This is a genomic window from Enterobacter sp. KB-280D8 (genome assembly GCF_041399405.1).
Taxonomy (GTDB): domain Bacteria; phylum Pseudomonadota; class Gammaproteobacteria; order Enterobacterales; family Enterobacteriaceae; genus Enterobacter; species Enterobacter cloacae_N.
Genome location: NZ_JBGKEC010000001.1, coordinates 701,869 through 726,522 on the forward strand (window position 1 = coordinate 701,869; position 24,654 = coordinate 726,522).

The 24,654-nt window shown below is 53.6% G+C and carries 21 protein-coding genes and 1 pseudogene; 9 read left to right on the forward strand and 13 right to left on the reverse strand.

Annotation, left to right across the window (positions count from 1 at the left end; genetic code table 11):
- The first annotated feature begins 203 nt into the window (after positions 1-203).
- Both nifJ and ompC read left to right on the forward strand, forming a co-directional pair.
- Positions 204-3,728 (forward strand): pyruvate:ferredoxin (flavodoxin) oxidoreductase, encoded by a 3,525-nt coding sequence (gene nifJ, locus AB8818_RS03370; RefSeq protein ID WP_371199766.1) that lies wholly within the window; start codon positions 204-206, stop codon positions 3,726-3,728.
- 389 nt (positions 3,729-4,117) lie between these two features.
- Positions 4,118-5,227, forward strand: a complete 1,110-nt coding sequence (ompC, locus tag AB8818_RS03375) for a porin OmpC (protein WP_371199767.1) — start codon at positions 4,118-4,120, stop codon at positions 5,225-5,227.
- A gap of 332 nt (positions 5,228-5,559) precedes the next feature.
- Here the strand turns inward: ompC and AB8818_RS03380 are convergent, their stop codons facing one another.
- The 6 genes from AB8818_RS03380 to AB8818_RS03405 all read right to left on the reverse strand — a co-directional run bounded on the left by AB8818_RS03380 (position 5,560) and on the right by AB8818_RS03405 (position 9,017).
- The gene (locus AB8818_RS03380; protein ID WP_223239581.1) at positions 5,560-5,637 is read right to left on the reverse strand and encodes a hypothetical protein; all 78 of its coding nucleotides are present in this window, start codon (positions 5,635-5,637) and stop codon (positions 5,560-5,562) included.
- A gap of 68 nt (positions 5,638-5,705) precedes the next feature.
- The gene (locus tag AB8818_RS03385) at positions 5,706-6,128 is read right to left on the reverse strand and encodes a GFA family protein (RefSeq protein ID WP_163329593.1); all 423 of its coding nucleotides are present in this window, start codon (positions 6,126-6,128) and stop codon (positions 5,706-5,708) included.
- A 3-nt stretch (positions 6,129-6,131) separates the two neighbouring features.
- Positions 6,132-6,329: a hypothetical protein gene (locus tag AB8818_RS03390; RefSeq protein ID WP_116339592.1), complete on the reverse strand. Its 198-nt coding sequence runs from the start codon at positions 6,327-6,329 to the stop codon at positions 6,132-6,134.
- Positions 6,330-6,394: 65 nt separating this feature from the next.
- Complete coding sequence (locus AB8818_RS03395; protein WP_371199768.1) at positions 6,395-6,817, reverse strand: VOC family protein; 423 nt, start codon at positions 6,815-6,817, stop codon at positions 6,395-6,397.
- A gap of 95 nt (positions 6,818-6,912) precedes the next feature.
- Positions 6,913-7,317, reverse strand: coding sequence for a DUF1294 domain-containing protein (locus tag AB8818_RS03400; protein ID WP_371199769.1), 405 nt, complete (start codon positions 7,315-7,317; stop codon positions 6,913-6,915).
- A 74-nt stretch (positions 7,318-7,391) separates the two neighbouring features.
- The gene (locus tag AB8818_RS03405; protein ID WP_371199770.1) at positions 7,392-9,017 is read right to left on the reverse strand and encodes a mechanosensitive ion channel domain-containing protein; all 1,626 of its coding nucleotides are present in this window, start codon (positions 9,015-9,017) and stop codon (positions 7,392-7,394) included.
- 374 nt (positions 9,018-9,391) lie between these two features.
- Between AB8818_RS03405 and AB8818_RS03410 the strand changes: the two are divergent.
- Positions 9,392-9,531, forward strand: a pseudogene (locus AB8818_RS03410) (site-specific integrase); the annotation flags it as partial.
- Positions 9,532-9,632: 101 nt separating this feature from the next.
- The gene (ttcA, locus tag AB8818_RS03415) at positions 9,633-10,568 is read left to right on the forward strand and encodes a tRNA 2-thiocytidine(32) synthetase TtcA (RefSeq protein ID WP_371199771.1); all 936 of its coding nucleotides are present in this window, start codon (positions 9,633-9,635) and stop codon (positions 10,566-10,568) included.
- Between the two features lie 42 nt (positions 10,569-10,610).
- On the opposite strand, the gene dbpA is transcribed toward ttcA, so the two are convergent.
- From dbpA to AB8818_RS03435, 4 genes are all read right to left on the reverse strand, one after another.
- Positions 10,611-11,984 carry an ATP-dependent RNA helicase DbpA gene (gene dbpA, locus AB8818_RS03420; protein WP_166711371.1) on the reverse strand — a complete coding sequence of 458 codons (1,374 nt, stop codon included), beginning with the start codon at positions 11,982-11,984 and terminating at the stop codon, positions 10,611-10,613.
- A gap of 27 nt (positions 11,985-12,011) precedes the next feature.
- The gene (locus AB8818_RS03425; RefSeq protein WP_306464030.1) at positions 12,012-12,176 is read right to left on the reverse strand and encodes a hypothetical protein; all 165 of its coding nucleotides are present in this window, start codon (positions 12,174-12,176) and stop codon (positions 12,012-12,014) included.
- Between the two features lie 291 nt (positions 12,177-12,467).
- Positions 12,468-13,451 (reverse strand): zinc transporter ZntB, encoded by a 984-nt coding sequence (gene zntB / locus AB8818_RS03430; protein ID WP_116339581.1) that lies wholly within the window; start codon positions 13,449-13,451, stop codon positions 12,468-12,470.
- Positions 13,452-13,605: 154 nt separating this feature from the next.
- Positions 13,606-14,748 (reverse strand): methyl-accepting chemotaxis protein, encoded by a 1,143-nt coding sequence (locus AB8818_RS03435; RefSeq protein ID WP_163330880.1) that lies wholly within the window; start codon positions 14,746-14,748, stop codon positions 13,606-13,608.
- A gap of 454 nt (positions 14,749-15,202) precedes the next feature.
- On the opposite strand from AB8818_RS03435, the gene AB8818_RS03440 reads away from it, so the two are divergent.
- The 3 genes from AB8818_RS03440 to AB8818_RS03450 all read left to right on the forward strand — a co-directional run bounded on the left by AB8818_RS03440 (position 15,203) and on the right by AB8818_RS03450 (position 18,872).
- The gene (locus tag AB8818_RS03440) at positions 15,203-17,332 is read left to right on the forward strand and encodes a bifunctional diguanylate cyclase/phosphodiesterase (RefSeq protein ID WP_192984252.1); all 2,130 of its coding nucleotides are present in this window, start codon (positions 15,203-15,205) and stop codon (positions 17,330-17,332) included.
- 92 nt (positions 17,333-17,424) lie between these two features.
- Complete coding sequence (locus AB8818_RS03445) at positions 17,425-18,657, forward strand: sensor domain-containing diguanylate cyclase (RefSeq protein ID WP_192984250.1); 1,233 nt, start codon at positions 17,425-17,427, stop codon at positions 18,655-18,657.
- Positions 18,658-18,731: 74 nt separating this feature from the next.
- Positions 18,732-18,872, forward strand: coding sequence for an Ecr family regulatory small membrane protein (locus AB8818_RS03450; protein WP_162874963.1), 141 nt, complete (start codon positions 18,732-18,734; stop codon positions 18,870-18,872).
- A gap of 190 nt (positions 18,873-19,062) precedes the next feature.
- Here AB8818_RS03450 and AB8818_RS03455 read toward each other — a convergent pair whose 3' ends face one another.
- On the reverse strand, positions 19,063-19,962 hold the full coding sequence (locus tag AB8818_RS03455) for a LysR family transcriptional regulator (RefSeq protein WP_192984248.1): 900 nt from the start codon (positions 19,960-19,962) through the stop codon (positions 19,063-19,065).
- A 141-nt stretch (positions 19,963-20,103) separates the two neighbouring features.
- On the opposite strand from AB8818_RS03455, the gene AB8818_RS03460 reads away from it, so the two are divergent.
- A complete protein-coding gene (locus AB8818_RS03460; RefSeq protein ID WP_192984246.1) occupies positions 20,104-21,033 on the forward strand; it encodes an aromatic alcohol reductase in 930 nt (309 codons plus the stop codon).
- Here the strand turns inward: AB8818_RS03460 and AB8818_RS03465 are convergent.
- Entirely contained in the window at positions 21,026-21,895 is an 870-nt protein-coding gene (locus AB8818_RS03465) for an AraC family transcriptional regulator (protein ID WP_116339568.1), read from the reverse strand. The genes AB8818_RS03460 and AB8818_RS03465 overlap by 8 nt on opposite strands.
- Positions 21,896-22,052: 157 nt before the next feature.
- Here AB8818_RS03465 and AB8818_RS03470 point away from each other — a divergent pair, with 157 nt between their 5' ends.
- Entirely contained in the window at positions 22,053-22,808 is a 756-nt protein-coding gene (locus AB8818_RS03470) for an SDR family NAD(P)-dependent oxidoreductase (RefSeq protein ID WP_192984244.1), read from the forward strand.
- Between the two features lie 96 nt (positions 22,809-22,904).
- On the opposite strand, the gene AB8818_RS03475 is transcribed toward AB8818_RS03470, so the two are convergent.
- Entirely contained in the window at positions 22,905-24,521 is a 1,617-nt protein-coding gene (locus AB8818_RS03475) for an ABC transporter substrate-binding protein (protein ID WP_192984242.1), read from the reverse strand.
- Positions 24,522-24,654: the final 133 nt, after the last annotated feature.

Here is a 24,654-nt window from a genome sequence, read left to right on the forward strand (position 1 = left end):
GAAGTGCGTATTTATGCGCTACTGAAACAATTTCTCGCAATTTTTTCGCCCTAAGTTTGATCTAACCATTGATGGTGAGAATACCGAGGACACAAAAGCGAAAATCGTAAAACCCCCTGTTTGCTAGACTACAGAGATAATATTCAGGGCTGGTCGCCTTATGACAGCCTCTCTGTTTTTGCGCAATGTAAGGGTGTCGTCCTATGCAAACTATTGACGGTAATGGTGCAGTTGCCTCAGTCGCGTTTCGCACCAGTGAAGTTATCGCCATCTATCCGATCACGCCAAGCTCTACCATGGCCGAGCAGGCGGATGCCTGGGCGGGGAACGGGTTAAAAAACGTCTGGGGCGATGTCCCGAGAGTGGTTGAAATGCAGTCCGAAGCGGGAGCAATTGCCACGGTCCACGGTGCACTGCAAACCGGCGCGCTCTCCACGTCGTTTACCTCCTCTCAGGGATTGTTGTTAATGATCCCAACGCTGTACAAACTCGCCGGTCAACTGACCCCCTTCGTCCTGCACGTCGCGGCGCGTACTGTGGCCACCCACGCACTCTCTATTTTTGGCGATCACTCCGACGTGATGGCCGTGCGTCAGACCGGCTGTGCGATGCTGTGCGCGAGCAGCGTTCAGGAAGCCCAGGACTTTGCTTTAATTTCGCATATCGCCACGCTTAAAAGCCGCGTTCCGTTTATTCACTTCTTTGATGGTTTCCGTACGTCTCACGAGATCAACAAAATCGTCCCGCTGGCGGACGACACTATCCTGGATCTGCTGCCGCAGGCGGAAATCGACGCGCATCGCGCCCGCGCCCTGAATCCGGAGCACCCGGTTATCCGCGGGACTTCGGCAAATCCGGATACTTATTTTCAGTCCCGCGAGGCCACAAACCCGTGGTACAACGCGGTTTATGACCATGTCGAGCAGGCAATGAACGACTTTGCCGCCGCAACCGGACGCGAGTACAAACCGTTCGAATACTACGGCCACCCGCAGGCCGAGCGCGTGATTGTGCTGATGGGTTCTGCTATCGGCACCTGTGAAGAGGTCGTTGACGAGCTGCTGGCCCGCGGCGAAAAGGTCGGCGTGCTTAAAGTGCGTCTCTACCGTCCGTTCTCGGCTAAACATCTGCTCGCTGCGCTGCCAGAAAGCGCGCGTACCGTGGCGGTGCTCGATCGAACCAAAGAGCCGGGCGCACACGCGGAACCGCTCTATCTGGACGTGATGACCGCCCTCGCTGAAGCCTTTAATAACGGCGAACGTGAAACGCTACCGCGCGTTATCGGCGGTCGTTATGGCCTGTCTTCCAAAGAGTTCGGGCCGGACTGCGTGCTGGCCGTGTTTAACGAGCTAAGGGAAGCAAAACCCAAGCCGCGCTTTACGGTGGGTATTTATGATGACGTGACGAATCTTTCCCTGCCCTTACCGGAAAATACCCTGCCCTCGACCGCTAAACTTGAGGCGCTGTTCTATGGTCTGGGCAGCGATGGCAGCGTCTCGGCGACCAAAAACAACATCAAGATCATCGGCAATTCAACGCCGTGGTACGCGCAGGGTTACTTCGTCTACGACTCCAAGAAAGCCGGCGGTCTGACCGTTTCTCACCTGCGCGTCAGCGAGCAGCCTATCCGCTCTGCCTACCTTATTTCTCAGGCCGACTTTGTTGGCTGCCATCAGCTGCAGTTTATCGACAAGTACCAGATGGCTGAGCGCCTGAAGCCCGGCGGTATCTTCCTGCTCAACACGCCTTACAGCGCCGATGAGGTCTGGGCGCGCCTGCCGCAGGAAGTACAGACGGTGCTGAACCAGAAAAAAGCCCGTTTCTATGTCGTCAACGCGGCGAAAATTGCCCGTGAATGTGGCCTGGCCGCGCGTATCAATACCGTGATGCAGATGGCCTTCTTCCATCTGACCAATATCCTGCCGGGCGACAGCGCGCTGGTGGAACTGCAGGGGGCCATCGCCAAAAGCTACAGCAGCAAGGGCCAGGAGCTGGTAGAGCGTAACTGGCAGGCTCTGGCGCTGGCGCGCGAGTCACTGTTCGAGGTGCCGCTGCAGCCGGTAAATGACGCCAGCCCGAATCGCCCTCCGGTGGTCTCGGATGCGGCACCTGATTTCGTGAAAACCGTGACGGCCGCGATGCTGGCCGGGCTGGGTGACGCCCTGCCCGTCTCTGCGCTGCCGCCGGACGGAACCTGGCCGATGGGCACCACGCGCTGGGAAAAACGCAACATCGCCGAAGCGATCCCCATCTGGAAAGAAGAGCTCTGTACCCAGTGCAACCACTGCGTCGCGGCCTGCCCGCACTCGGCCATTCGGGCCAAAGTGGTGTCGCCGGAAGCGATGGAAGATGCCCCGTCCAGCCTGCACTCGCTGGATGTAAAATCCCGCGACATGCGCGGCCAGAAATACGTTCTGCAGGTCGCACCGGAGGACTGCACCGGGTGTAACCTGTGCGTTGAGGTCTGCCCGGCGAAAGACAGGCAGAACCCGGACATCAAGGCCATCAATATGATGTCGCGTCTTGAGCACGTTGAAGAAGAAAAAGTGAACTATGACTTCTTCCTGAACCTGCCGGAAATCGACCGCAGCAAGCTGGAGCGCATTGATATTCGTACGTCGCAGCTGATTACGCCGCTGTTCGAGTACTCCGGTGCCTGCTCCGGCTGCGGCGAAACGCCGTATATTAAGCTGCTTACCCAGCTGTACGGCGACCGGATGTTGATTGCCAATGCCACCGGCTGCTCATCGATCTACGGCGGTAATTTACCGTCCACGCCTTACACCACCGATGCGAATGGGCGCGGTCCGGCATGGGCAAACTCTCTGTTCGAAGATAACGCCGAGTTTGGCCTGGGCTTCCGCCTGACGGTTGACCAGCACCGCGCGCGCGTGATGCGCCTGCTGGAGCAGTTTGCCGGGCAGATCCCTGCCGAGCTCAATGCCGCACTACACGCTGACGCCACGCCCGAGGTACGCCGCGAGCAGGTGGCCGAGCTGCGTCACGCCCTTCAGGGGGTGGCCGGGGCTGAACAGCTTCTGACCGACGCTGATGCCCTGGTCGAAAAATCGATCTGGCTGATTGGCGGCGACGGCTGGGCTTACGACATCGGCTTTGGCGGGCTGGATCACGTATTGAGCCTGACCGAAAACGTCAACATTCTGGTCCTGGATACGCAGTGTTATTCCAATACCGGTGGTCAGGCGTCGAAAGCCACGCCGCTGGGCGCCGTCACGAAATTCGGTGAGCACGGTAAACGCAAGGCGCGTAAGGATCTGGGCGTGAGCATGATGATGTACGGCCACGTTTACGTCGCGCAAATCTCGCTGGGCGCGCAGCTTAACCAGACGGTGAAAGCGATCCGGGAAGCGGAAGCGTATCCGGGTCCGTCGCTGATAATTGCTTACAGCCCGTGCGAAGAGCATGGCTACGACCTGGCTCTCAGCCACGATCAGATGCGTCAACTGACGGCCACCGGCTTCTGGCCGCTCTACCGGTTCGATCCGCGTCGTGCAGATGAGGGGAAATTACCGCTGGCGCTGGATTCGCGTCCGCCGTCCGATGCCCTGGCAGAGACGCTAATGCAGGAGCAGCGCTTCCGCCGCCTGAATGCGCAGCAGCCTGAGGTGGCAGAGCAGCTCTGGCAAGACGCCGCCGCGGATCTGCAAAAACGGTATGACTTCCTGGCGCAGCTGGCAGGAAAAGCTGAAAAATCCACCAGCGACTAAACCCTATGCCCGGCTCGTCCGGGCATTTTTTTTCCATAAAAAAAGCCCGATGTTTTCACATCGGGCTAATCCAGATAATTAATGAATCTCTTTTTAGTTTCCTAAATGACATTCACGATAATTATGGATAAATAATCTTAAAGGCATATAACGGGGCAGAGACTACCTGATTTAACCGCTAATTAATAATTTTTATTTAATATGGTTTATTTTAACTCATTCATAAAACAAATGACCATTTCCGCAGTTTTATCTGGTTTAGATTTTACTTAATTCGTAACAATTCTATTTTATTACTATTCCACAGGAGTGATTTAGCATGAGACAACTTTCTTATTCGGGAAGTTCAACAGGTAATCAAATAAAAACAACTGCAAAGGAATATCACTATGCAAAGAAAAGTACTGGCTCTGATGATTCCGGCTCTGTTAATGGCTGGCGCCGCGCATGCGGCAGAAATATATAATAAGGACGGCAACAAACTGGATCTGTACGGAAAAGTGGATGGTCTGCACTATTTCTCCGATGATGCCTCTAAAGACGGCGATCAAACCTACATGCGTCTGGGTTTCAAAGGTGAAACGCAGATTAACGACATGATGACCGGCTACGCGCAGTGGGAATATAACATTCAGGCAAATAATACCGAAGGGTCTGATAACCAGTCCTGGACGCGTCTGGCCTTCGCGGGGGTCAAAGTGGGCGATTACGGTTCCTTCGATTATGGCCGTAACTACGGCGTGTTGTACGACGTGGAAGGCTGGACCGATATGCTGCCTGAATTCGGCGGCGACTCATACACCTATGCTGATAACTTTATGACCGGCCGCGCTAACGGCGTGGCAACCTACCGTAACACTGATTTCTATGGTCTGGTGCAGGGCCTGAACTTCGCGCTGCAGTATCAGGGTAACAATGAAGATGCCAGCAACAATCAGGAAGGCACCAACAACGGCCGCGACACGCGTCATGAGAATGGCGACGGCTTCGGTATTTCTACAACCTATGATTTCGGCATGGGGATCAGCGCCGGTGCCGCCTACGCCTCATCTGACCGTACCAACGACCAGGTTACGCATACCACTGCGGGCGGTGACAAAGCAGATGCCTGGACAGCTGGCCTGAAATATGACGCCAATAATATCTATCTGGCCGCCATGTATTCTGAAACCCGTAACATGACGCCTTATGGTGATAACACCGACGCCGTGGCGAATAAAACTCAGAACGTCGAAGTGACCGCGCAATACCAGTTCGATTTCGGTCTGCATCCGGCAATTTCTTATCTGCAGTCAAAAGGTAAAGACCTGGGTAAAGGTCAGGGCGACCAGGACCTGGTGAAATATGCAGATGTAGGCGCAACCTACTATTTCAACAAAAACATGTCCACCTATGTTGATTATAAAATCAACCTGCTGGATGAAGATGACAGCTTCTACAAAAACAACGGCATCAGCACCGACGATGTCGTTGCATTAGGCCTGGTTTACCAGTTCTGATGGTCAGAGCCCGCAGCGTTACGCGGGCTCATTCTTTTTTGATTTTCGTCTCAAAAGAGCGCTTTATTTCGGTATTGTTGAGGATAAGTTGAAAGAAAACGGGTTAGACTGCGCGCATATCCCCTTCTTCACTAAGGATGATAGCGTTGTTTGGCCGCATATCCGTTACCATACTGACTCTTCTGGCGTGTTTATGGATGGCGTTGATCTTTGATTTTCGCGATATTGTCGGGCATCTCGGCACGCTGTTAAACCATCTGGATCGCCATTAACAGTTATTCCCAGAAAAAAGCCACCAGCTTTGCCGGTGGCGGTCATACGCATTTCGAGCGTTACTTTTTCACGGGTTGAGGTTTTTTATCCCCTGATTCGGGGGCCTCGCGCGGATCGTCTTTTTCAACACAGAGCATAATGTCTCCTGTTTCAGTTAACCACTTCCCACTATAGCCAGTGTGAACAGATCCTGGCCAGGCGGTAATCAACCTATATTGCTCTCTTTTTTGCGAAACGAGAGGTAACCAAAAACGCCGCTTTCACCATCGCTCGGATGGTTCACACCGTCCATCACCGTCACTTCGGGAAAATCAAACGGCGAGACATTTTCAAAACAGGCCACATTGACGCCGTATTCATTTGGGTTAGAGCGACGCTGATGGAACGTGTATATCCCACAGACCGAGCAAAAGAAATGCCGCGCAGTCCCCGTGTTGAACCGGTACTCCGTCAGCTTATCCTCACCTCTGGTTACGGTAATACCCGACAACGGTGCAGAGACCACAACTGCGCCCCGCATGCGGCAAAAAGAGCAACTGCAGCGCCGCGCAGTATTAAAACCGTCCGTGAGTTCGACGGTAAATGCCACCGCGCCACAATGGCACTGTGCATGACGAATATCTGTCATCGGTTAGACCCCTTTTCTCACCAACTCGGCGGCCTTAACGAAAACCTCATCTTCTACACCATCGCCTTTCTGCCTGCCGAGCCTGACCAGCTCTTCAACAATGCTGTCGCGATCGATCGGTCTCTGGGCGGAAACCAGCCCAATAACGGCGGCACCAATCGCCAGCCCCACTAATCCTGTTTGTTCGTCTTTGTTCTTCATACTCATGCTCCTGATACAACAAACAAGCGTAGCAGGATTTTTAAAAACGCAGCGTCAGGCCGTATTCACTGAATCGCTGTCAGCCCGACGCGCTGGCCGTACGATAGCTCTAAGGTATTTCCATCGGGATCGGCAAAGAATACATAATACCCAACGGGATCGCCCAGATCTTCCGGTGCTTTCCGTAACGCTTCTTCTTCGATGGCCATCGCGGTTTTTCTGTCAATTTCTTCGCGCGTGGCGCAGGCAATCCCAAGGTGGCCAAAATGCCCCAGCGGCGTATCGGTCACGTTGTCAGACTGCACCAGAACCAGCGCAAAAGGACGCGTATGGTCAGTCAGCCACGCCACTTTGCGGACATCGGGAAGATCGGGCTCACGCGAGTGGATGACCTCCATCCCGGCATATCGGCGGTAGAAAGCAACGCTCTTCTCCAGATCCCGGACCATAAACGCAACATGAGTGAATCCTACGTCAATGTCTTTCATTTTAAGATGTTACTCCTCTATTAACGTGTCGAAGCCATCTTAAAAGCTAAAGTTAACTTGAGGTCAACGGTGAATTTGTGCGGTCCTGCTGATGCTCAACTGGGAATAAAGGGATAAAAATAATACAGCCCCGCCGTAGCCGAGACGCTTACGACGACGCTCAGTAAAAACCAGGTTTTGAATGGCTGCTTCTGCGTTTTATGGCGAAAGAGCTGTTGGCCCACAATAGCGCCAGGCCACCCGCCTACAATGCCAAATACCAGTAACGTCCTCTCCGGTACCCTGCGCATCCCTTTCCGCGCAGCGGTTTTATCGGCGCCGTAAATGGCTATCGTCAGAACGTTAATCAGCAAGAACCACATGGCGCAGGGATACGCGGTAAAAGCGCTGCCAGCTGCAGCGATGAGCAGGAGCAAAAAGCAAAAACGATTCAAAGTGATAGTGACAACCACTGGACAGGTATGCGGATTTCGAAAGGCATTATACGCTTTCTTACGCATGTATCAGCCTGAGGCCATCTTTCGTCAAACATACCCATTCAGCAACTCTATTGTCCTGCGCCTTCTTCATGCCCTCACCTGTCAGCGTTATGCGTACCGCTCGGTGCGACGGCAGGAGCGGAATACCAGTTTTCTTTGGCGACCATGACGCTTCCTTCAGGCTGCATGACAAAGTTGGGCGACATGATTTGCACGTTATATTCGTTAAAGACATCCTGAATGTTGCTGAACAGCGCATTGCGTGCGACGGCCAGAGGCTGCCCGGGTAGCAGCCTGACCTGAAGCTCATAGGCGATATACCAGTCCATTAGCGACAGCTGACGCACCAGCGGCGGTGTCGAAGGATCCACGCACGCTGTCCGCCTGGCGGCCAGCTCAAGCATGGCATGCACCTGCCGCCAGGGGGTGTCATACCCAATGGTGACGCTTACGGTTAAGTTGACGCTGCCGTCATTGTTTTGAGCGCTGAGGTTCGTTATCTTGCCGCTCACCACGACGGCATTGGGCACGGTGACCACATAGTTTTCGCGGGTGATAATTTTGGTGGCGAGCATACCAATTTCGCTCACCTTCCCTTCGTTATCCGCGACCCGAATGACGTCGCCCTTGCGCAGCGCGCGCGAATAAATCAGTACGAGACCGCTCATCGCATGATTCATCACCCCAGCAGAACCCAGCGTCAGCATCAGACCAAAGAAGACGCTTATTCCCTTAAAGGCCAGCGAATTGGCCCCGGGAAGAAACGGATATGCGGCGGAGAGCGCGAACAACCACACCACAACTGAGAGAAGTTTTCTGGTCGCCCCGACGGTTTCAGGGTGCAGCCCTGGAAACTGTAAACGCCCCACTTCTACCTGGTTGAGTACCACCTTTAACACTTTGAGGATTACCGCAGTGATGGTGAAGATGATGAAAACAATTGCCAGTCCTGGCAGCGCAGAGGCAACGGCTAAGGCAATCTGCCGTATGACATGCAACGTCCAGTCACCCAACGATGTTGCCCAGACTCGCGTCCAGGGAAACAGGCTGAACGACCAGCTAAGCCAGCCGTAAAAAGCCAAAATCATCACAACCAACATCAACAGGCCGTACAGACGCGCTTCGATGAGGCCGATGAAACGGCGCCAGCGTTGGGGTACCCAGCTCCGCTTCTCTGCGACCTTTCGACGATAGTGCCCTCTTACCCATTTCCAGGAGCGCAACGCACCATACCCAAGCAGGAACCAAATCAAAATACCGGCCGCAGTCTTAGCGGTGGAAAGCACCAGCCATCGGGTATCATATTGATCGCGAAGTGAGTTACGCTGCGCTTCCAGACGTGCCAGCACGCGCTGAGCGGCCTGATCCAGGGTAAGATCGTCCCCTTCATCCAGATCCGATTCTGTCAGGAGCATGACCGGCTTACCATTCATCACGAACAGTCTTCCCTGCTGGTTATACCGGGTGACAGGGATAATTGTCAGAGGTTTGCTAACATCTTCCTGCGAGAAATTACGTAACGTATTTCGAATCCGTAATACACGCTCTTCTGGCGTGGTGAAACCGAACTTTGCCTGCAGCATGACGATCGGTTGATGGAAGATATATAGCGTGCGTGCCCGCTCACTTTCAGTCGGTTCCTGTCGGGGTTCGGCAGCAAAAACGGAATGAGCAGGGAAATAGAGTAAACATAATAATAGAGCGAGCACTAACCTGTTCATATCTACCTGTATTTCATGAATTATGCGTTTTCACCAGGCATTGTATTAACATCATGCCGACCGACAGCCGTGGAAAACGTCCCTGCGAGAAATACCGTTCGCAGGGCAAAGCTCTTGGCTATCATGTTGAATTTCTTAAAAACCTCTCAACGTTCTGCTACATCACATAGAGGTTTTTGTTATTAAGCGCTTAATGAAAGGAAGCATGAATAAATATAAGTGGTGATACACAATCAGCAAGTTACTTGCCGAAAATTAACGCATTGTATTTGTAATGAAAGGCACTAACCTCTTGTCCATCACGAGTTGTTAACCTGCATCCCTTTTCCTTCTTGTCAGGCTAAATCTTTCGATGCAATCCCTAAGCGTATTGAATTCGTCGCAGTAATCCGTACCATACGCGGCATGCCTACGCCTGCTGGCGTTTATCTGCCAGCGCTATCCCGTCTTTCATTGCCGATCAGAGGGGCTTGAAAACGCGAAAAGGGTTTACGAAATTTACGGGGCAGGATAGCGGAAATGAGCCAGAATCTGATCGTCATGCCGGAAGTACGGCCGTCGATTTAGAAAGAGGTTACCCCTATGGTGCCCTGACGCCTCCCGAGACAAATAAAAATGCCAGAGAATCAATCGAATACAAAGAAAGAGCAATACAACCTGAACAAACTGCAAAAGCGCCTGCGCCGTAACGTGGGCGAAGCCATTGCAGACTTCAACATGATTGAAGAAGGCGACCGCATCATGGTTTGCCTGTCAGGGGGTAAAGACAGCTACACCATGCTGGAGATCCTGCGTAATCTTCAGCAAAGCGCGCCGGTGAATTTTTCTCTGGTAGCGGTCAACCTTGACCAGAAACAGCCGGGCTTCCCGGAGCACATTCTGCCGGAGTACCTGGAACAGCTGGGCGTTGAGTACAAAATCGTCGAAGAAAATACCTACGGCATCGTGAAAGAGAAGATCCCGGAAGGGAAAACCACCTGCTCGCTTTGCTCCCGTCTGCGCCGCGGCATTCTCTATCGTACCGCGACGGAGCTGGGCGCGACCAAAATCGCGCTGGGCCATCACCGCGACGATATCCTGCAAACGCTGTTCCTGAACATGTTCTACGGCGGCAAGATGAAAGGCATGCCGCCTAAGCTGATGAGCGATGACGGCAAGCACATTGTGATCCGCCCTCTGGCCTACTGCCGTGAAAAAGACATTGAGCGTTTTTCTCAGGCGAAAGGGTTCCCGATCATTCCATGCAACCTGTGCGGCTCTCAGCCGAACCTGCAGCGTCAGGTGATTGGCGACATGCTGCGCGACTGGGATAAGCGTTATCCGGGGCGCATCGAAACCATGTTCAGCGCGATGCAGAACGTGGTTCCTTCCCACCTCGCGGATGTAGAGCTGTTCGACTTCAAAGGTATCAACCACGGATCGGAGGTGGTGAATGGCGGCGATCTGGCGTTTGACCGGGAAGAGCTCCCCATGCAGCCTGCGGGCTGGCAGCCGGAAGACGATGACAATCAGTTCGAAGAGTTACGTCTGAACGTGCTTGAAGTGAAATAAGCGACTAGCGTCTCAGAAAGGTCTTCTGAGACGCTTTATGCCCTATTTCAGCAGACGTACGCGGCAGGTTTTACCTTTAATCTTGCCGTTTTGCAGCTGCTTCCACGCCTTATGGGCCACCGCCTGGCGAACAGCCACATAAACATGTGCCGGATGCACCGCAATCTTCCCGATGTCCGCCCCGTCCAGACCCACATCGCCGGTCAGCGCACCTAACACATCTCCCGGACGCATCTTGGCCTTTTTGCCGCCATCAATGCACAGCGTCGCCATTTCGGCCTCCAGCGGCACGAGCCTGACGCTGCCCGGGGCGTTCACCCAGTTCAGCTTGATCTGGAGCATTTCAGCAAGAATATTGGCCCGCTGCGCCTCTTCCGGGGCGCAGAAGCTAATGGCCAGGCCGCTGTTCCCGGCGCGTGCCGTACGGCCAATACGGTGGACGTGCACTTCGGGATCCCACGCCAGCTCATAGTTCACTACCAGCTCAAGGGATTTGATATCCAGGCCGCGCGCAGCCACGTCGGTCGCCACCAGAACACGGGCGCTACCGTTGGCGAAACGCACCAGCGTCTGATCGCGATCGCGCTGTTCCAGATCGCCGTGCAGCGACAGCGCACTCTGCCCCGCCGCATTCAGGGCGTCACAGACGGCCTGACAGTCTTTTTTGGTATTACAGAACACCACGCATGACGCAGGCTGGTGCTGGCTCAGCAGTTTTTGCAGAAGCGGGATTTTCCCCTGCTGCGACGTTTCAAAGAACTGCTGTTCGATGGCTGGCAGGGCATCGACGCTGTCGATCTCGATGGTGAGCGGGTTTTTCTGCACGCGACCGCTAATCGCGGCGATGGCTTCCGGCCAGGTCGCAGAGAACAGCAGCGTCTGACGATCGGCTGGTGCGAAGCGGATCACCTCATCAATGGCATCGCTGAAGCCCATATCCAGCATTCTATCCGCCTCGTCCATCACCAGTGTGCTTAAGGCATCCAGCGAGACGGTGCCTTTTTGCAGGTGATCCAGCAGGCGGCCTGGCGTCGCGACAATAATGTGCGGCGCGTGCTGGAGCGAATCACGCTGCGCGCCGAACGGCTGCCCACCGCAGAGGGTTAATATCTTGGTATTGGGCATAAAGCGTGCCAGGCGGCGCAGTTCACCCGCGACCTGGTCTGCCAGCTCTCGCGTCGGGCACAGGATCAGTGACTGGGTCTGAAACAGCGACGCGTCAATATGCTGCAGCAGGCCAAGACCGAAAGCGGCCGTTTTCCCACTGCCCGTTTTCGCCTGCACGCGCACGTCACGGCCTTCGAGGATAGCGGGCAGCGCGGCCGCCTGAACAGGCGTCATCGTGAGGTATCCCAACTCGTTGAGGTTGTCGAGCTGGGCGGCAGGCAGAACATTCAGGGTAGAAAAAGCGGTCACAATAGTCTCTCGTGGTCATCTTTACGGTCAGATGGCGCGTATCCTCGCAGATCTCGGGGTTCGATGCGACAATTTAATCGGTTCTTCGTCCGGCGGCGGATCTGGCATCGGCTGCGGACGCGGAATGGGATCGGGCATCGGCACGGGATCGGTGGGGACAGGATCGGACTGACGCGAGTGTTGCAGTAGCAGAGCGAGTAAAATGCTCATCTTTCCCTCCAGGATTTGCTGTCGTCCCTTTTAGGGTAGACGCTGAGAAACAGGAGGCAAAAAAAAGCCGACTATAAAGTCGGCGTCGTACGAATCAATTGTGCTATGCAGTAATTCAAAAAAGGAAGTAAGACAATATGGAGCGCAACGCCCATCGCTTGACGTTGCATTCACCTGCGGGAGTAATATTGCACCTTACGGGGTAAATGTTTATTGACTTCGCTCAATTAAAAGAGCGTTTTAATCCCCGTAAAAGGTGAAAAAAACGTAAATTTACAGCCATTTACTACGATGCAACCACCATGCAACACCTCCAATCAAAACAACTAACATGACGCAAAACGCAGTGAAGCCGTACCGATATTCCCCGCCGGGTATACCACCCAAATTGACGCCAAATAGCCCTGTCAGAAATGTGCTCGGTAAAAAGACCATCGCCATCAGGGACATCGTATAGGTCCTTCTCGCCAGCGACTCCTGCATCACCTGGGCGATTTCATCCGCCATCACCGCCGTTCGGGCGATGCAGGAATCGATCTCATCCAGCCCGCGTCCCAGCCTGTCAGCAATGTCCTGCATTCGGCGGCGCTGATCGTCATTCATCCAGCCAAGTCTTTCACTGGCCAGACGAGCATATACATCCCGTTGTGGCGTCATATATCGACGCATCACGATCAGCTGCTTGCGCAATAGCGCCAGAAAGCCGCGCGGGGGGATCTGCTGATCGAGCAGATTATCTTCCAGGTCGATGATTTTATCGTGCAGCTCTTCAATAAATTCGCTCGCATGATCGGTCAGAGCGTCGCAGACGTCCACCAGCCAGCTGCCGCAGTCGACCGGTCCGGTCCCCTCTTTGAGGTCGTTCACAATGTCGTCCAGCGCCAGAACTTTACGCTGGCGGGTGGAAACAATCAGCCCGTCGTCCATATAGACGCGCATCGCAACCAGCTGATCGGGACGTTCATCCGTGCTGCCGTTTATACAGCGCAGGGTGATAAGCGTTCCGTCCCCCATCCTGCTTACGCGGGGCCGCAGGCTTTCACCCGCCAGCGCATCACGTACGTTGTTAGGCAGCAGCGGAGTCGAGGCCAGCCAGTCAGCGCTGTCCGGGTGGGTATAGTTCAGATGTAGCCAGCAGGGATGCTCTTTATCAATGACATCATCATCTTCCAGCGGTCGGGCACCGCCGCGACCGTCCAGCACCCACGCAAAAACTGCGTCAGGAACGTTAAGTTCAGATCCTTTAATGCTCTCCACAGCGCCTCCCCTGTTTGGCTCTTTCGATGTCAGTCTAGCTTCCATCAGGGGTTAAGCAACAACTATGTCTCGCATCGCGCTGAAATCGCTCAGGAATTGTACACACTGTATTTCGAGAATAGAAAAGCCCGGCATGCCAGGCTTCGGAAAGCTGTCAGAGTGAGTGCCCGGGGCGCTGAAGGAACGAGACAGAATCTGTCACGGGTGACGGGGAGTGCCCCTGGTCCAGCCTGAAATTTCGTGTCCGCGTCTGCAGTTCGATCACCTGATTACGCAGCACATCAGAGGAACCGTTGAGCTCCTCCGCCATCGCAACGTTGCTCTGCGTGACCCGCTCCAGTTCGGACAGCGCCAGCGTGATCTGGGAAATGCCCTTTTCCTGCTCTGCGGTCGAGGTAGAAATCTCGTCCATTAACCGGCTGACGTTGCCGGATCCGGTCACGATGTCATGCATATTCTTCTCCGCTTCCGACACAACGCTGGCACCCTGGGTGACATTACTGCTGGTAACGTCAATCAGCGTTTTGATATTTTTCGCCGCCTCCGCACTGCGGTGCGCCAGATTTCGTACTTCCTCTGCAACAACGGAGAACCCTTTACCGTGATCGCCTGCCCGCGCAGCCTCGACGGCCGCGTTAAGCGCCAGAATATTCGTCTGGAATGCAATGCCGTCGATCAACGAGATAATTTCCGTCATCTGCTGCGCACATTCGGTAATGGATTGCATATTGCTGGCAACCTGTTCCATCAGCTCTCCTCCCTTGCGCGCCTGCACCGTCGCGGCATTCGCCTGCTCGCTCGCCAGCCTGGTGTTATCGGCATTGTTTCGGGTACTTGCTGCCATCTGCTCCATACTTGCCGCAGTTTGCACCAGAGATGCAGACTGCTGCTCTGTTTTCACCGAGAGCTGAGCACTGCGGGAAGAGAGCTGATCCGACAAGGTCATGGCGTTTTGTGATGAAGCCCTGATCTCACGCACCAGCGTAGCAATGTTGCTGGAAAGACTATTAATCCCGGGAATTAACCGCCCTGCGCAGTTATTGCCAAACTCGGGGATAGAGACGCCTAAGTTGCCTGCGGTCACTTCTTCAATACTTTTTTTCACAGTATTGATCGGCGTCACAAGAAACTTCGTCATATAACTCCAGAGCAAAAATAACGCAACGAAATTGACCACATTAATCGAAACGAAAAGAGAAAGATTGCTGGAAAATAGAACAACGATACCTGCATTCACAAAAAAAAGGCACAGCAGGAACCAGGCAATGAAGGTCCTGACACTAATATTTCTTAGCATGATTTTACCCACAACTTATATTTTGGTCGGCATTAAGACTTATAGCATTCACTTTTGCGTTTGTCCTCACAAAATACGCTGGCTTCTCGTTTCGCCGTTACCCACCCAGTATTTAACTTAAGTCAGACAAAAAAGGCGTTTTAGCAGAAATGTTCTGTTCAGCATGCTGTGTTGCTGGTCCAGAGCCCCCTGAAGCGATACCATCACCTGCGGTAAAATCGGCCATTTGCACACATATTTAAGACGCTTTGCTACAATTGTTCGACTATGTTTAGCAGTGCTTAATGTTCAATAAAAAAGAATATATTTTATATTACGAGTAAGTTTGGCATTTTATATGACTGGTCATTTTTCACGATAAATAACTAATATGGTTTGAATGCGCATGTTCGTTGCCAGATAAAGACGTGCCGGCAGGCGAAATCGGTAACCCTCTCAGGCGTGGGATTGCATAATGCTCAATATATCGTGGGACCCTGTGTTGATCGCTGTCTCCTATCTGGTGGCGTTTATCGCCTCCTTTGTGGCCCTGGATAGCGCCGGGAAAATTCCCCTTTCCAGCCGAAAAACAGCTTTGTTCTGGCGGATTGCTGGCGGGGTCACGCTGGGTATCGGGATTTGGTCAATGCACTTCATCGGCATGCTGTCCATGCAAATGCCGATGATGATGAGCTATGACCTATGGTTAACCCTGGCGTCTCTCGGCGTGGCGGTTGTTGCTTCCACAATAGCAATTAACATTGCCGTTACGGGCAAACACCTCTCGCTCTTTCGGCTGTTCTTCGCTACGGTCATCCTCAGCGCTGGCGTGGTCTCCATGCACTATATCGGTATGGCCGCCCTGATGCTGGAAGGAAGCATCCTCTGGGATCGGCGCACTGTGGGTTTGTCCGTGGTCATTGCCGTTGTCGCCTCCGGCGTGGCGTTGTGGCTGGCTTTCCGCCTTAGGGATAAGCACAAAGGGGTCTTTGTTACTCGCATTCTTGCCGCGTTAGTCATGGGTGCCGCCATTTGTGCAATGCACTATACGGGCATGAGCGCCGCGCATTTCCATGAGATGGCGCGTACGCTCCCCGGCGGGGTCAGCGAACTGGGATTATCCATCTGGGTTTCCGTCACCACACTCTCCCTGCTCGGCATGATGTTAATTATTTCGCTTATTGATTCGCACTGGCGGACCAGTCGGCTGACGGACAACTTGCGCCAGCTCAACCGTCAGCTTGAGCTACAGGTCCGCTTTGACGCTCTCACCGGCCTCGCAAACCGCCACCAGATGGATATCCGAATGCAGGATTGTCTGCACAGCGCCTTGTTGAGTAACAAACAATTTGCCGTGATCTTCCTGAATGTCGATCGCTTCAGACGCGTGAATGATACCTGGGGCCACAGCGTCGGCGATGAGTTATTAATCACCATTGCCCAACGCATCACGTCCCGGCTTACCCGCGAGATGACGCTTGCCAGGCTGGGTGGGGATGCCTTTATCCTGCTGGTTCCCGAATGTGACGAAGAAAAGCTCACTGCCCTGCTCACGACGCTGCTCGCGGATATGCGCCGTCCGTTTTCGCTTTGCGGACATACGCTGAGTACGACCCTGAGCGCGGGTGTTAGCCTCTATCCTCAGGACGGCGAAACGCTGCATGAACTGAAGTTTAAGGCGGATGCCGCCTTACAACACGTTAAGCAAGACGGTCGTAACGGCTGGGCGATTTACTGCCCTGAGATGTCAACGGCGGTTCCGGCGCAGCCGGGTTTTCTGCAGGAACTTTCTCAGGCGCTGGAACGCGATCGGTTTGAACTCTGGTATCAGCCAACCTGGCATGCTGAAGATAAGACGATCCACGGTTTTGAGGCCCTTCTGCGCTGGCGGCATCCGGAGCAAGGCGTTTTGCTGCCAGGTCTTTTTTTGCCCACGCTGGAACAAACGGGTTTGATTATTCCGGTTGGCAACTGGGCCATTGAGGCCGCGTGTCGGCAGCTTCATTTCTGGACTGAACAAGGCTTCAGCCAGTGGACATTGTCGCTCAACTTATCCCCCGTTCAGTTCGAACAGCCGGATATCTTTCACATCGTGTCCTCAATGCTGGAAAAATATAATCTGTCGCCTTCAAGGCTGATCCTGGAGGTAACGGAGAGTACCGCGCTAAAAAATCTCGATCGCAGCATCGAGTTGCTCAATGCCTTTAACCATGCGGGGATCACCGTCTCTATTGACGATTTTGGTACGGGCTATTCCAACCTGCTGATGCTGAGCGTTCTTCCGGCAAAAGAGCTAAAAATCGACAAGAGCTTTGTGGCCTCTATGCTGGAAAATGAAAAAAGCCGCAAGCTGGTGGAAACCATTATTAATATTGCCCGCACCATGGAGATGCGTGTCGTTGCCGAGGGAATTGAAACGGACGAACAGCAGGCAATACTGACCAGCCTCGGCTGTGATTATCTCCAGGGCTACCTTTTCTCCCGCCCTCTGCCCGCTGAACAGGTTCCATGGCTACTGCTACAGAAAAACTCAGATAAACAAATTGTACCGATGAATAAAATTCAAACGGACAACGCATTTATTTCACAAAAAAATCATGCCTGACGGGAATGAGTAGAGTATGTTTCAAGGGAGTACATGCGAGTCAATTCCGCCATGATTGTCAGGCATATCGTGCCGATGAACAGGAAAATACTATGTCGCAAAATAGTTTTGATGCGCTTAATGCAATTAAAACGCCCGTGTGGCTCATTTCTCCTGTTTCGGAACAGATTGTTTTTGCAAATGTGGCCGCAATACAGCTGACGGGTAATAAAACGCTGAACGACCTGCGCAAAGGTTCCTGTTCTGCCAGTGCGCAAACCGTACTGTCGTTGTACGTTCCCGAACTGAAAAATCATCACGATATTGTCGAGATCTGGACAATTAGCCGGGGCGGGCAGGACGCCCCCTTAAGCTGTCGCCTCTCACTCACCCACGCCACGCCGTATGGTGATGTTATCGTTTTCGAAGGGATCTCTTCCCACGCCCCCTCAGGCCTGAAAGCCAGCCGTTCCGCAACCTATCAGCGCAAGAAACAGGGATTTTACGCACGCTTTTTCCTGACCAACAGCGCGCCGATGCTGCTCATCGATCCTGCCCGTGACGGGCAAATTGTCGATGCAAACCTGGCCGCGCTCAGCTTTTACGGTTATTCGCATGATGAGATGTGCTGCAAGCATACCTGGGAAATTAACACGCTTGGCAGAGGCGTCATGCCCATCATGACGGAGATCGCCGCACTGCCCGGCGGACATAAGCCGCTCAATTTTATTCACCGCCTTGCCGATGGCACCACCCGCCATGTCCAGACCTATGCGGGACCCATCGAGATCTACGGTGACAAACTGATGCTGTGCATAATCCATGATATTACGGAGCAAAAGAGGCTTGAGCAGGAGCTGGAAAATGCTGCATTACGTGACTCGATGACGGGGTTACTCAACCGACGACAGTTTTACAATGTTATCGACCAAACCAGCCTGAGCCATCTTTCTGCACAGCAGCAGTTTAGCCTGCTGCTCGTGGATACCGATCATTTTAAAAACATCAATGATCTTTTCGGTCACCTGAAAGGTGATGAAGTGCTTATCGCCCTATCCCGAACGCTGGAAGCCTGCTGCAGACAAGATGACCTGGTGTTCCGCTGGGGCGGTGAAGAGTTTGTCATCCTGTTGCCGCGCACGTCTCTTGAAACGGCTCTGAAGATTGCCGAATCCGTCCGTGCGGCGGTCGCCCATATCACCCTTCCTGGCTTACCACGGTTTACCGTCAGCATTGGCGTGGCGCGGCATGACCCGGAAGAGAGTATCGACGCGCTGTTTAAACGTGTCGACGATGCGCTCTATCGCGCCAAAAACGATGGGCGTAATAAAGTCCTTGCGGCATGAAACTGGAGTATCGGGAAAAGCCCCGCTACAATGCCCAGCTTAAGTAAATTAACGACGGGTGGGTTGTGGCGACAATGGGAAAGACAGAATTAATACTCACCTTAATTATTTTCTTGCTTATTATATTTGGCTTATGGTTTATTTTCAGCGGCGAGATTTGGTATTTCGTTGAATATCTGGAAAACAGTCTCTACCCCACTTTTGACGCACTATAGTGCACGTTTAATTTATTGTTTCACCTACCGAATTTGTCAGGTTTCTGCATTGCCCTTAGCCACGTAAGATACGCGGCGTTATCCTCCAACAATGTTGATAACGAATCACTAAATCATTTGCTTATTTCGCCCGTTCTCTGACGGGCTTTTTTTATTTCCGGCTATTAAGCAAAACAACGATTCTTGTCCATCAGTCGCCATGTTGTTGCAGCACCGTTCTGCTCCAGTCATAAAAGGCGCGCACCGAAGGCGGAAGATAGCGGTTTTGTGGATAGACAAGTGAAAGCGGTAAATCGTAAGAGAGGTTCTCCATACAGCGAACCAACGCCCCGCTCTTCAGATACGGCTCAGCCAGATAGCTGGCCACACGAATTAATCCGAGCCCTTGAACTCCGGCCTGGATATAGGCGTCGGTATCATCGACGATCAGCGACTCTTTCATGTGAATTGCACAATCGCCGTCATCACGCGTAAAAAACCAGTCGATGGTGCGCCCGGTACGGTGGTTCAGGTAGCCGACGGCGCAATGCTTTTCCAGTTGGTCGAGATTTTCCGGCTTACCACAGGCGTCTATATAGCCCGGAGAAGCCAGAACAACCCATCTGAAGTTCGCCAGAGGGCGCGCGACCAGCGTCGTTGAATCTTCGATCCTCCCGGTGCGGATCACGCAGTCATACCCTTCCTGAATGATGTCCTCCACGCTATCGCTTGAACAGAGTACCAACTCCAGCCCGGGATACTGGCGCAGAAATTCCGGGAGACAGGGAAGAATGCAGTGTCGGGCAAGAGACTGCGGCATCCCGACTTTTAAACGGCCTCTGGGCTGTGCGGATCTGGCGGGAAAGGAAGACTCCACTGTCGCAATATCCGCCAGCAGCCGTTTGCTCTCGCCATAGTAACGCCGGCCCTCTGCGGTCACGCTGAGCTTCCGGGTGGTGCGTTGTAAAAGTTGAATACCCAGGTATGTCTCCAGTTCCTTAACGACCCGCGATACGGTTGAACGCGGTAGCCCCAGCGCTTCTGCCGCCCTGGCGAAGCTATGGGTGTCGACCACGCAAACATATACCCGCATTGATTCCAGTTTATCCATGTTCCCACCGCGCCTGAAAGATCGATTATCCCATTATTACGAACAGTCTAACTTATGCCTGTCGTCTTATCGAATGCAGCTATCTGACATAACCTTGCTCAAGTTGCAGTAGAACGGCGATTTAACAAAGAGAGGCTCAGCATGAAAGAACGTGATATCAAGACAGGTGAAAAAGTATTAGTGCTTGGTGCAGGACAATTGGGTGCTGCCGTACTGAACCATCTGGTTCCGGCAGTCACGCAGCGCGATGGCGCTGTTACCGTTATCGTTTCGCCCGGCTCCTGGGACAGCCGGGGTAAACTTCAGTCCGAAATTCATCAAAAACTGGCTGATGCAGGGGCAGAATTCATCGCGGTCGATGTCGCCGTCAGCTCCACTGAAACGTTAAAAACCCGTTTTGTGGATTTTGACACCGTGATCAACTGCATGGGGTTTGTCGCCGGAGCAGGTACACAGCTCAAAATTACCCGCGCGGTACTGGAAGCCGACGTAAACCGCTATTTCCCCTGGCAGTTCGGCGTGAATTACGATGTGGTCGGCAAAGGGAGCGGCCAGCCCGTCTGGGACGAGCAGTATGATGTCAGGACGCTCTTGCGGGAACAGAACACGACGGAATGGGTGATTGTTTCAACCGGTATGTTTACCAGCTTTCTCTTCGAACCGGCATTTAATGTGGTGAATTTATCCGAAAAAACCATTAATGCGCTCGGAGGATGGGACACGCAGGTCACGGTCACGTCTCCCGCGGATATTGGTCGGCTGACCACCGAAATTTATTTGCATCATCCGCGGATCGTAAATGAAGTGATATTTGTCGCAGGTGAAACCACTTCTTATGGAAAACTGGCCGAAACGGTTGAACGCACGACAAGACAAGCCTTTGCCAAAAACGTATTAACGCTCCCGGATCTGCTGGATGCACTGCATTTAAATCCGGATGACCAGATGCTCCGCTATCGCGCGGCCTTCGCCCGAGGAGACGGCATGTGGTGGCCGATGAGTAACACCTGGAATGTACAGAATAATATACCGACTCAAGATATTGAATCATGGCTTAAAACCGTTATGTAGCCATGCGTTTATCCCGCCCCGGTGGCGCGCCAAACATACGGGCATATTCACGGGTAAACTGCGAAACACTGGCATAACCGACCGTATACGCCGCCTGTGCGATCCCGGCGCCATCGACAAGCATCAGGCGGCGGGCATGGATAAGGCGTAGCTGTTTCTGAAATTGCAGGGGCGAAATCGTGGTTATCGCGCGAAAATGCTGATGGAATACGGACACGCTCATGCCCGCCACGTCAGCAAGCTCCTCAACGCTTATCGTACGTGTAAACTCCTTACGCAACATTGCGACCACACGGCTAATTCGTCCGGAATGGCTATCCGCCGCGCCCAGGGCGCGAATAGCAGGACCATGGACACTGCGAAGCAACCAGTAATGCAGCTCTCGCCGTAGCCCATCCCCAAGAACCGCCATCGCCTCCGGTTGTTCAAATAACCTGGCCAGCCGGTAAGCCGCATCCGTCACGTCAGCATTCATTGGCTCAACCCCAACGCAAGGCGCGTCCCTCTGCTCTGCTTGCACAGCATCCTGCAACTCGCGCAGTATGGCGATATCCAGTTCCAGCACCAGGGAATAGTAGGGATGGCGAAGGCTGGCCTGGGTAATCTGACTGAGGGTCGGCACATCGGCGGCAATCACCATCGCCTCGCCGGGACCATATTCAAAACTTTCCGTCCCCGTAGCGACGCGTTTGCGACCCTGCAACAGCATCGCCATCAGCGGTCTGTTGATCGCCGCCTGCAGGTCGCCCGGATGCAAAGCCCGGATAATCGTCAACCCTGGAACCGGCGTTACGGCAACCCCGCTACGGTCGACGTGAGCATCGGCATACCGGCGGCAGAGATCGAACAGGAGATCGCGCATAGACACTCTTTCAGGCAAGTTTTTAAGCCATAGTATGCGGTCATTCTCAACAGAACAAACCATGAAAAGAGAAACAGGCAAAAGATAACCAGAATCAGGCAAAGTGGATGAGTGGCCTTCTCCTACTGTAAAAGCTCCACCAAACAGAGGATACACCATGAGTAAAATTGCACTTATCACCGGCGCCAATCGTGGTCTTGGCCGTAACACCGCCCTCTCTGTCGCGCGTCAGGGGGGCGATATTATCGTCGCTTACAGAGGAAATACCCCTCAGGCTGAAGCTGTTGTCGCGGAAATCCGCACCCTTGGTCGTAAGGCGATTGCGATTCAACTGGATGTGGCGCAGACGACGACTTTCCCGGCATTTGCCGAAACTCTGCGTCAACAACTCGCCGAGGTCTGGCAGCGCGACACCTTCGACCACCTGATAAATAACGCAGGTCATGGCGAGTTTGCCGGGGTGGGCGAGACCACCGAAGCGCAGTTCGACGGGCTGTTCAGTGTCCATGTCAAAGGGGTATTTTTCCTGATCCAGACCCTTTTACCCCTGCTGGCGGACAGCGGGCGCATCATCAACTTCTCGTCCGGCCTGACCCGGGTATCGTACCCTGGGTTCTCCGCTTACGCGGCGGCAAAAGCGGCGGTGGAAATGCTCAGCGTTTATCTGGCACGCGAGCTGGGCCCGCGCGGCATCACCGTCAATACCATCGCGCCAGGCGCCATTGAAACCGATTTTGGCGGCGGCCTGGTTCGCGACAACGCAGATGTCAACGCGCAGTTTGCCGCCATGACCGCGCTCGGGCGGGTCGGCGTTTCCGACGATATCGGGCCGATGGTCGCCAGCCTGCTGCGTGATGATAACCGTTGGGTAACCGCACAGCGCATTGAAGTGTCGGGCGGGCAAACCATCTGAACAGGCCAAAAATACCGTCAGAAAAATGATGCTTTCAGCTGTGACGGGTGATGCTCAGAAGGAGGAACTGGCGCCGCAAGCCGCGCCAGTACTTGATTAGTGCTTTTCAATATACATCGTCCGGCTATACGCCACGTCTTCCGGGTTGTTGATGGGGTAACCCTTCACCCAGGGCTTAATCAGGCGGCCGTTGGTATACTGGTAAATTGGCGCGATGGGCGCCTTCTCCATAAGAATTTTCTCCGCCATGTTGTAGTCGGCATTACGCGCTTTCGCCGTGGTTTCCAGCGTCGCCTGGCCGATAATCTTATCGTAAGCCGGGTCACTGAAACGGGAGATATTGCCGCTGTGGGTTGAGGTCAGCAGCGACAAAAAGGTTGATGGCTCGTTGTAATCGCCTACCCATGAGGCGCGGATCACGTCAAAGTTGCCGGTATTACGGCTATCAATGTAGGTTTTCCACTCCTGGTTTTGCAGTTTGACATCCACTCCGAGATTTTTCTTCCACATGGAGGCCACCGCAATGGCGATTTTCTGGTGGTTTTCGGATGTGTTGTACAGCAGGTTCAGCTTCAGGGGGCGCTGAGGACCGTAGCCTGCGGCCTGCAGCAAGGTTTTGGCCTGGGCGTTCAGCTCCTGCTGCGACATCTGCTCAAACGGCGAGGCGTCCGGGGTAAACCCTGCCGTCACGTCAGGCGTAAAGTGCCAGGCGGGTTTCTCTCCCGTGCCTAACACCTTTTCCGCCATAATGCGACGGTCGATAGTCATGCTCAGCGCAAGACGGACGCGGGCATCGGCCGTTGGGCCCTTTTGCGTGTTAAACGCATAGTAATACGTGCCCAGCTGAGGCGGCGTATACACCTGCCCCGGAATATCCTTCAGCAGCTTCTGATACATGTTTTTCGGGAACGATTCGGTAATATCAATATCCCCTGCCAGGTAGCGTTTGGTGGCCGACGATTCCTGATTAATCGGCACGAAGGTGACCTTTTGCAGTACCGTTTTGGCATTGTCCCAGTAGTGCGTATTGGGCACCACAACCAGCTTTTCATTCACCACGCGGTCCTTCAGAACGTAAGCGCCGTTCCCCACCAGCGCGCCCGGCCGCGTCCACTCTTTACCGCTTTCTACGTTAGCTTTTTGTACTGGATAGAAGGCAAAGTTCGCCGTCAGGTTGCTGAACCACGGCAGCGGTTTGTCCAGCTGGACGCGTAACGTCCTGGCATCCACCGCCGTCACCCCCAGCGTATCGGGCGCGGCTTTACCGTCAATAATGGCCTGCGCGTTATTGATTCCCGCCAGCGCGGCAAACCAGGCAAACGGAGAGGTGGTTTTCGGGTCAACCAGACGCTGCCAGCTGTAGACAAAATCCTGGGCGGTGACAGGGGAACCGTCGGACCATTTCGCGTCATCGCGTAAGGTAAACGTCCAGATACGGTTATCATTACTCTGCCAGCGCGTCGCCACGCCCGGAATCAGCTCCCCTTTCTCATTCTGATTAACCAGACCTTCGAAGAGATCGCGAATCACCTGAATCTCTGGCAACCCCACGGCTTTCGCCGGGTCCAGCGAAGCCGGTTCGTCTTTAATATGCCTGACCAGCTCCTGCTTTTGCGCCAGCGCAGTGCCCTGCGGCACATCAGCAGCAAAAGTAAGTGAAGAGAGTCCGCACAGGCACAGTGCGGCAAAAAGACGCGAAACAGGATGCTTCATAAGATCCCCTTTAATAAATTCAGGTAATAAGCAGATGCGTAATTATTTGTTTCGACAAAGAGAAATGCAAATAACTTACTCCTGAAGAGTGATTTAAGGCAATTCTCAGCCGTTACGGAAACTATTTGATTAA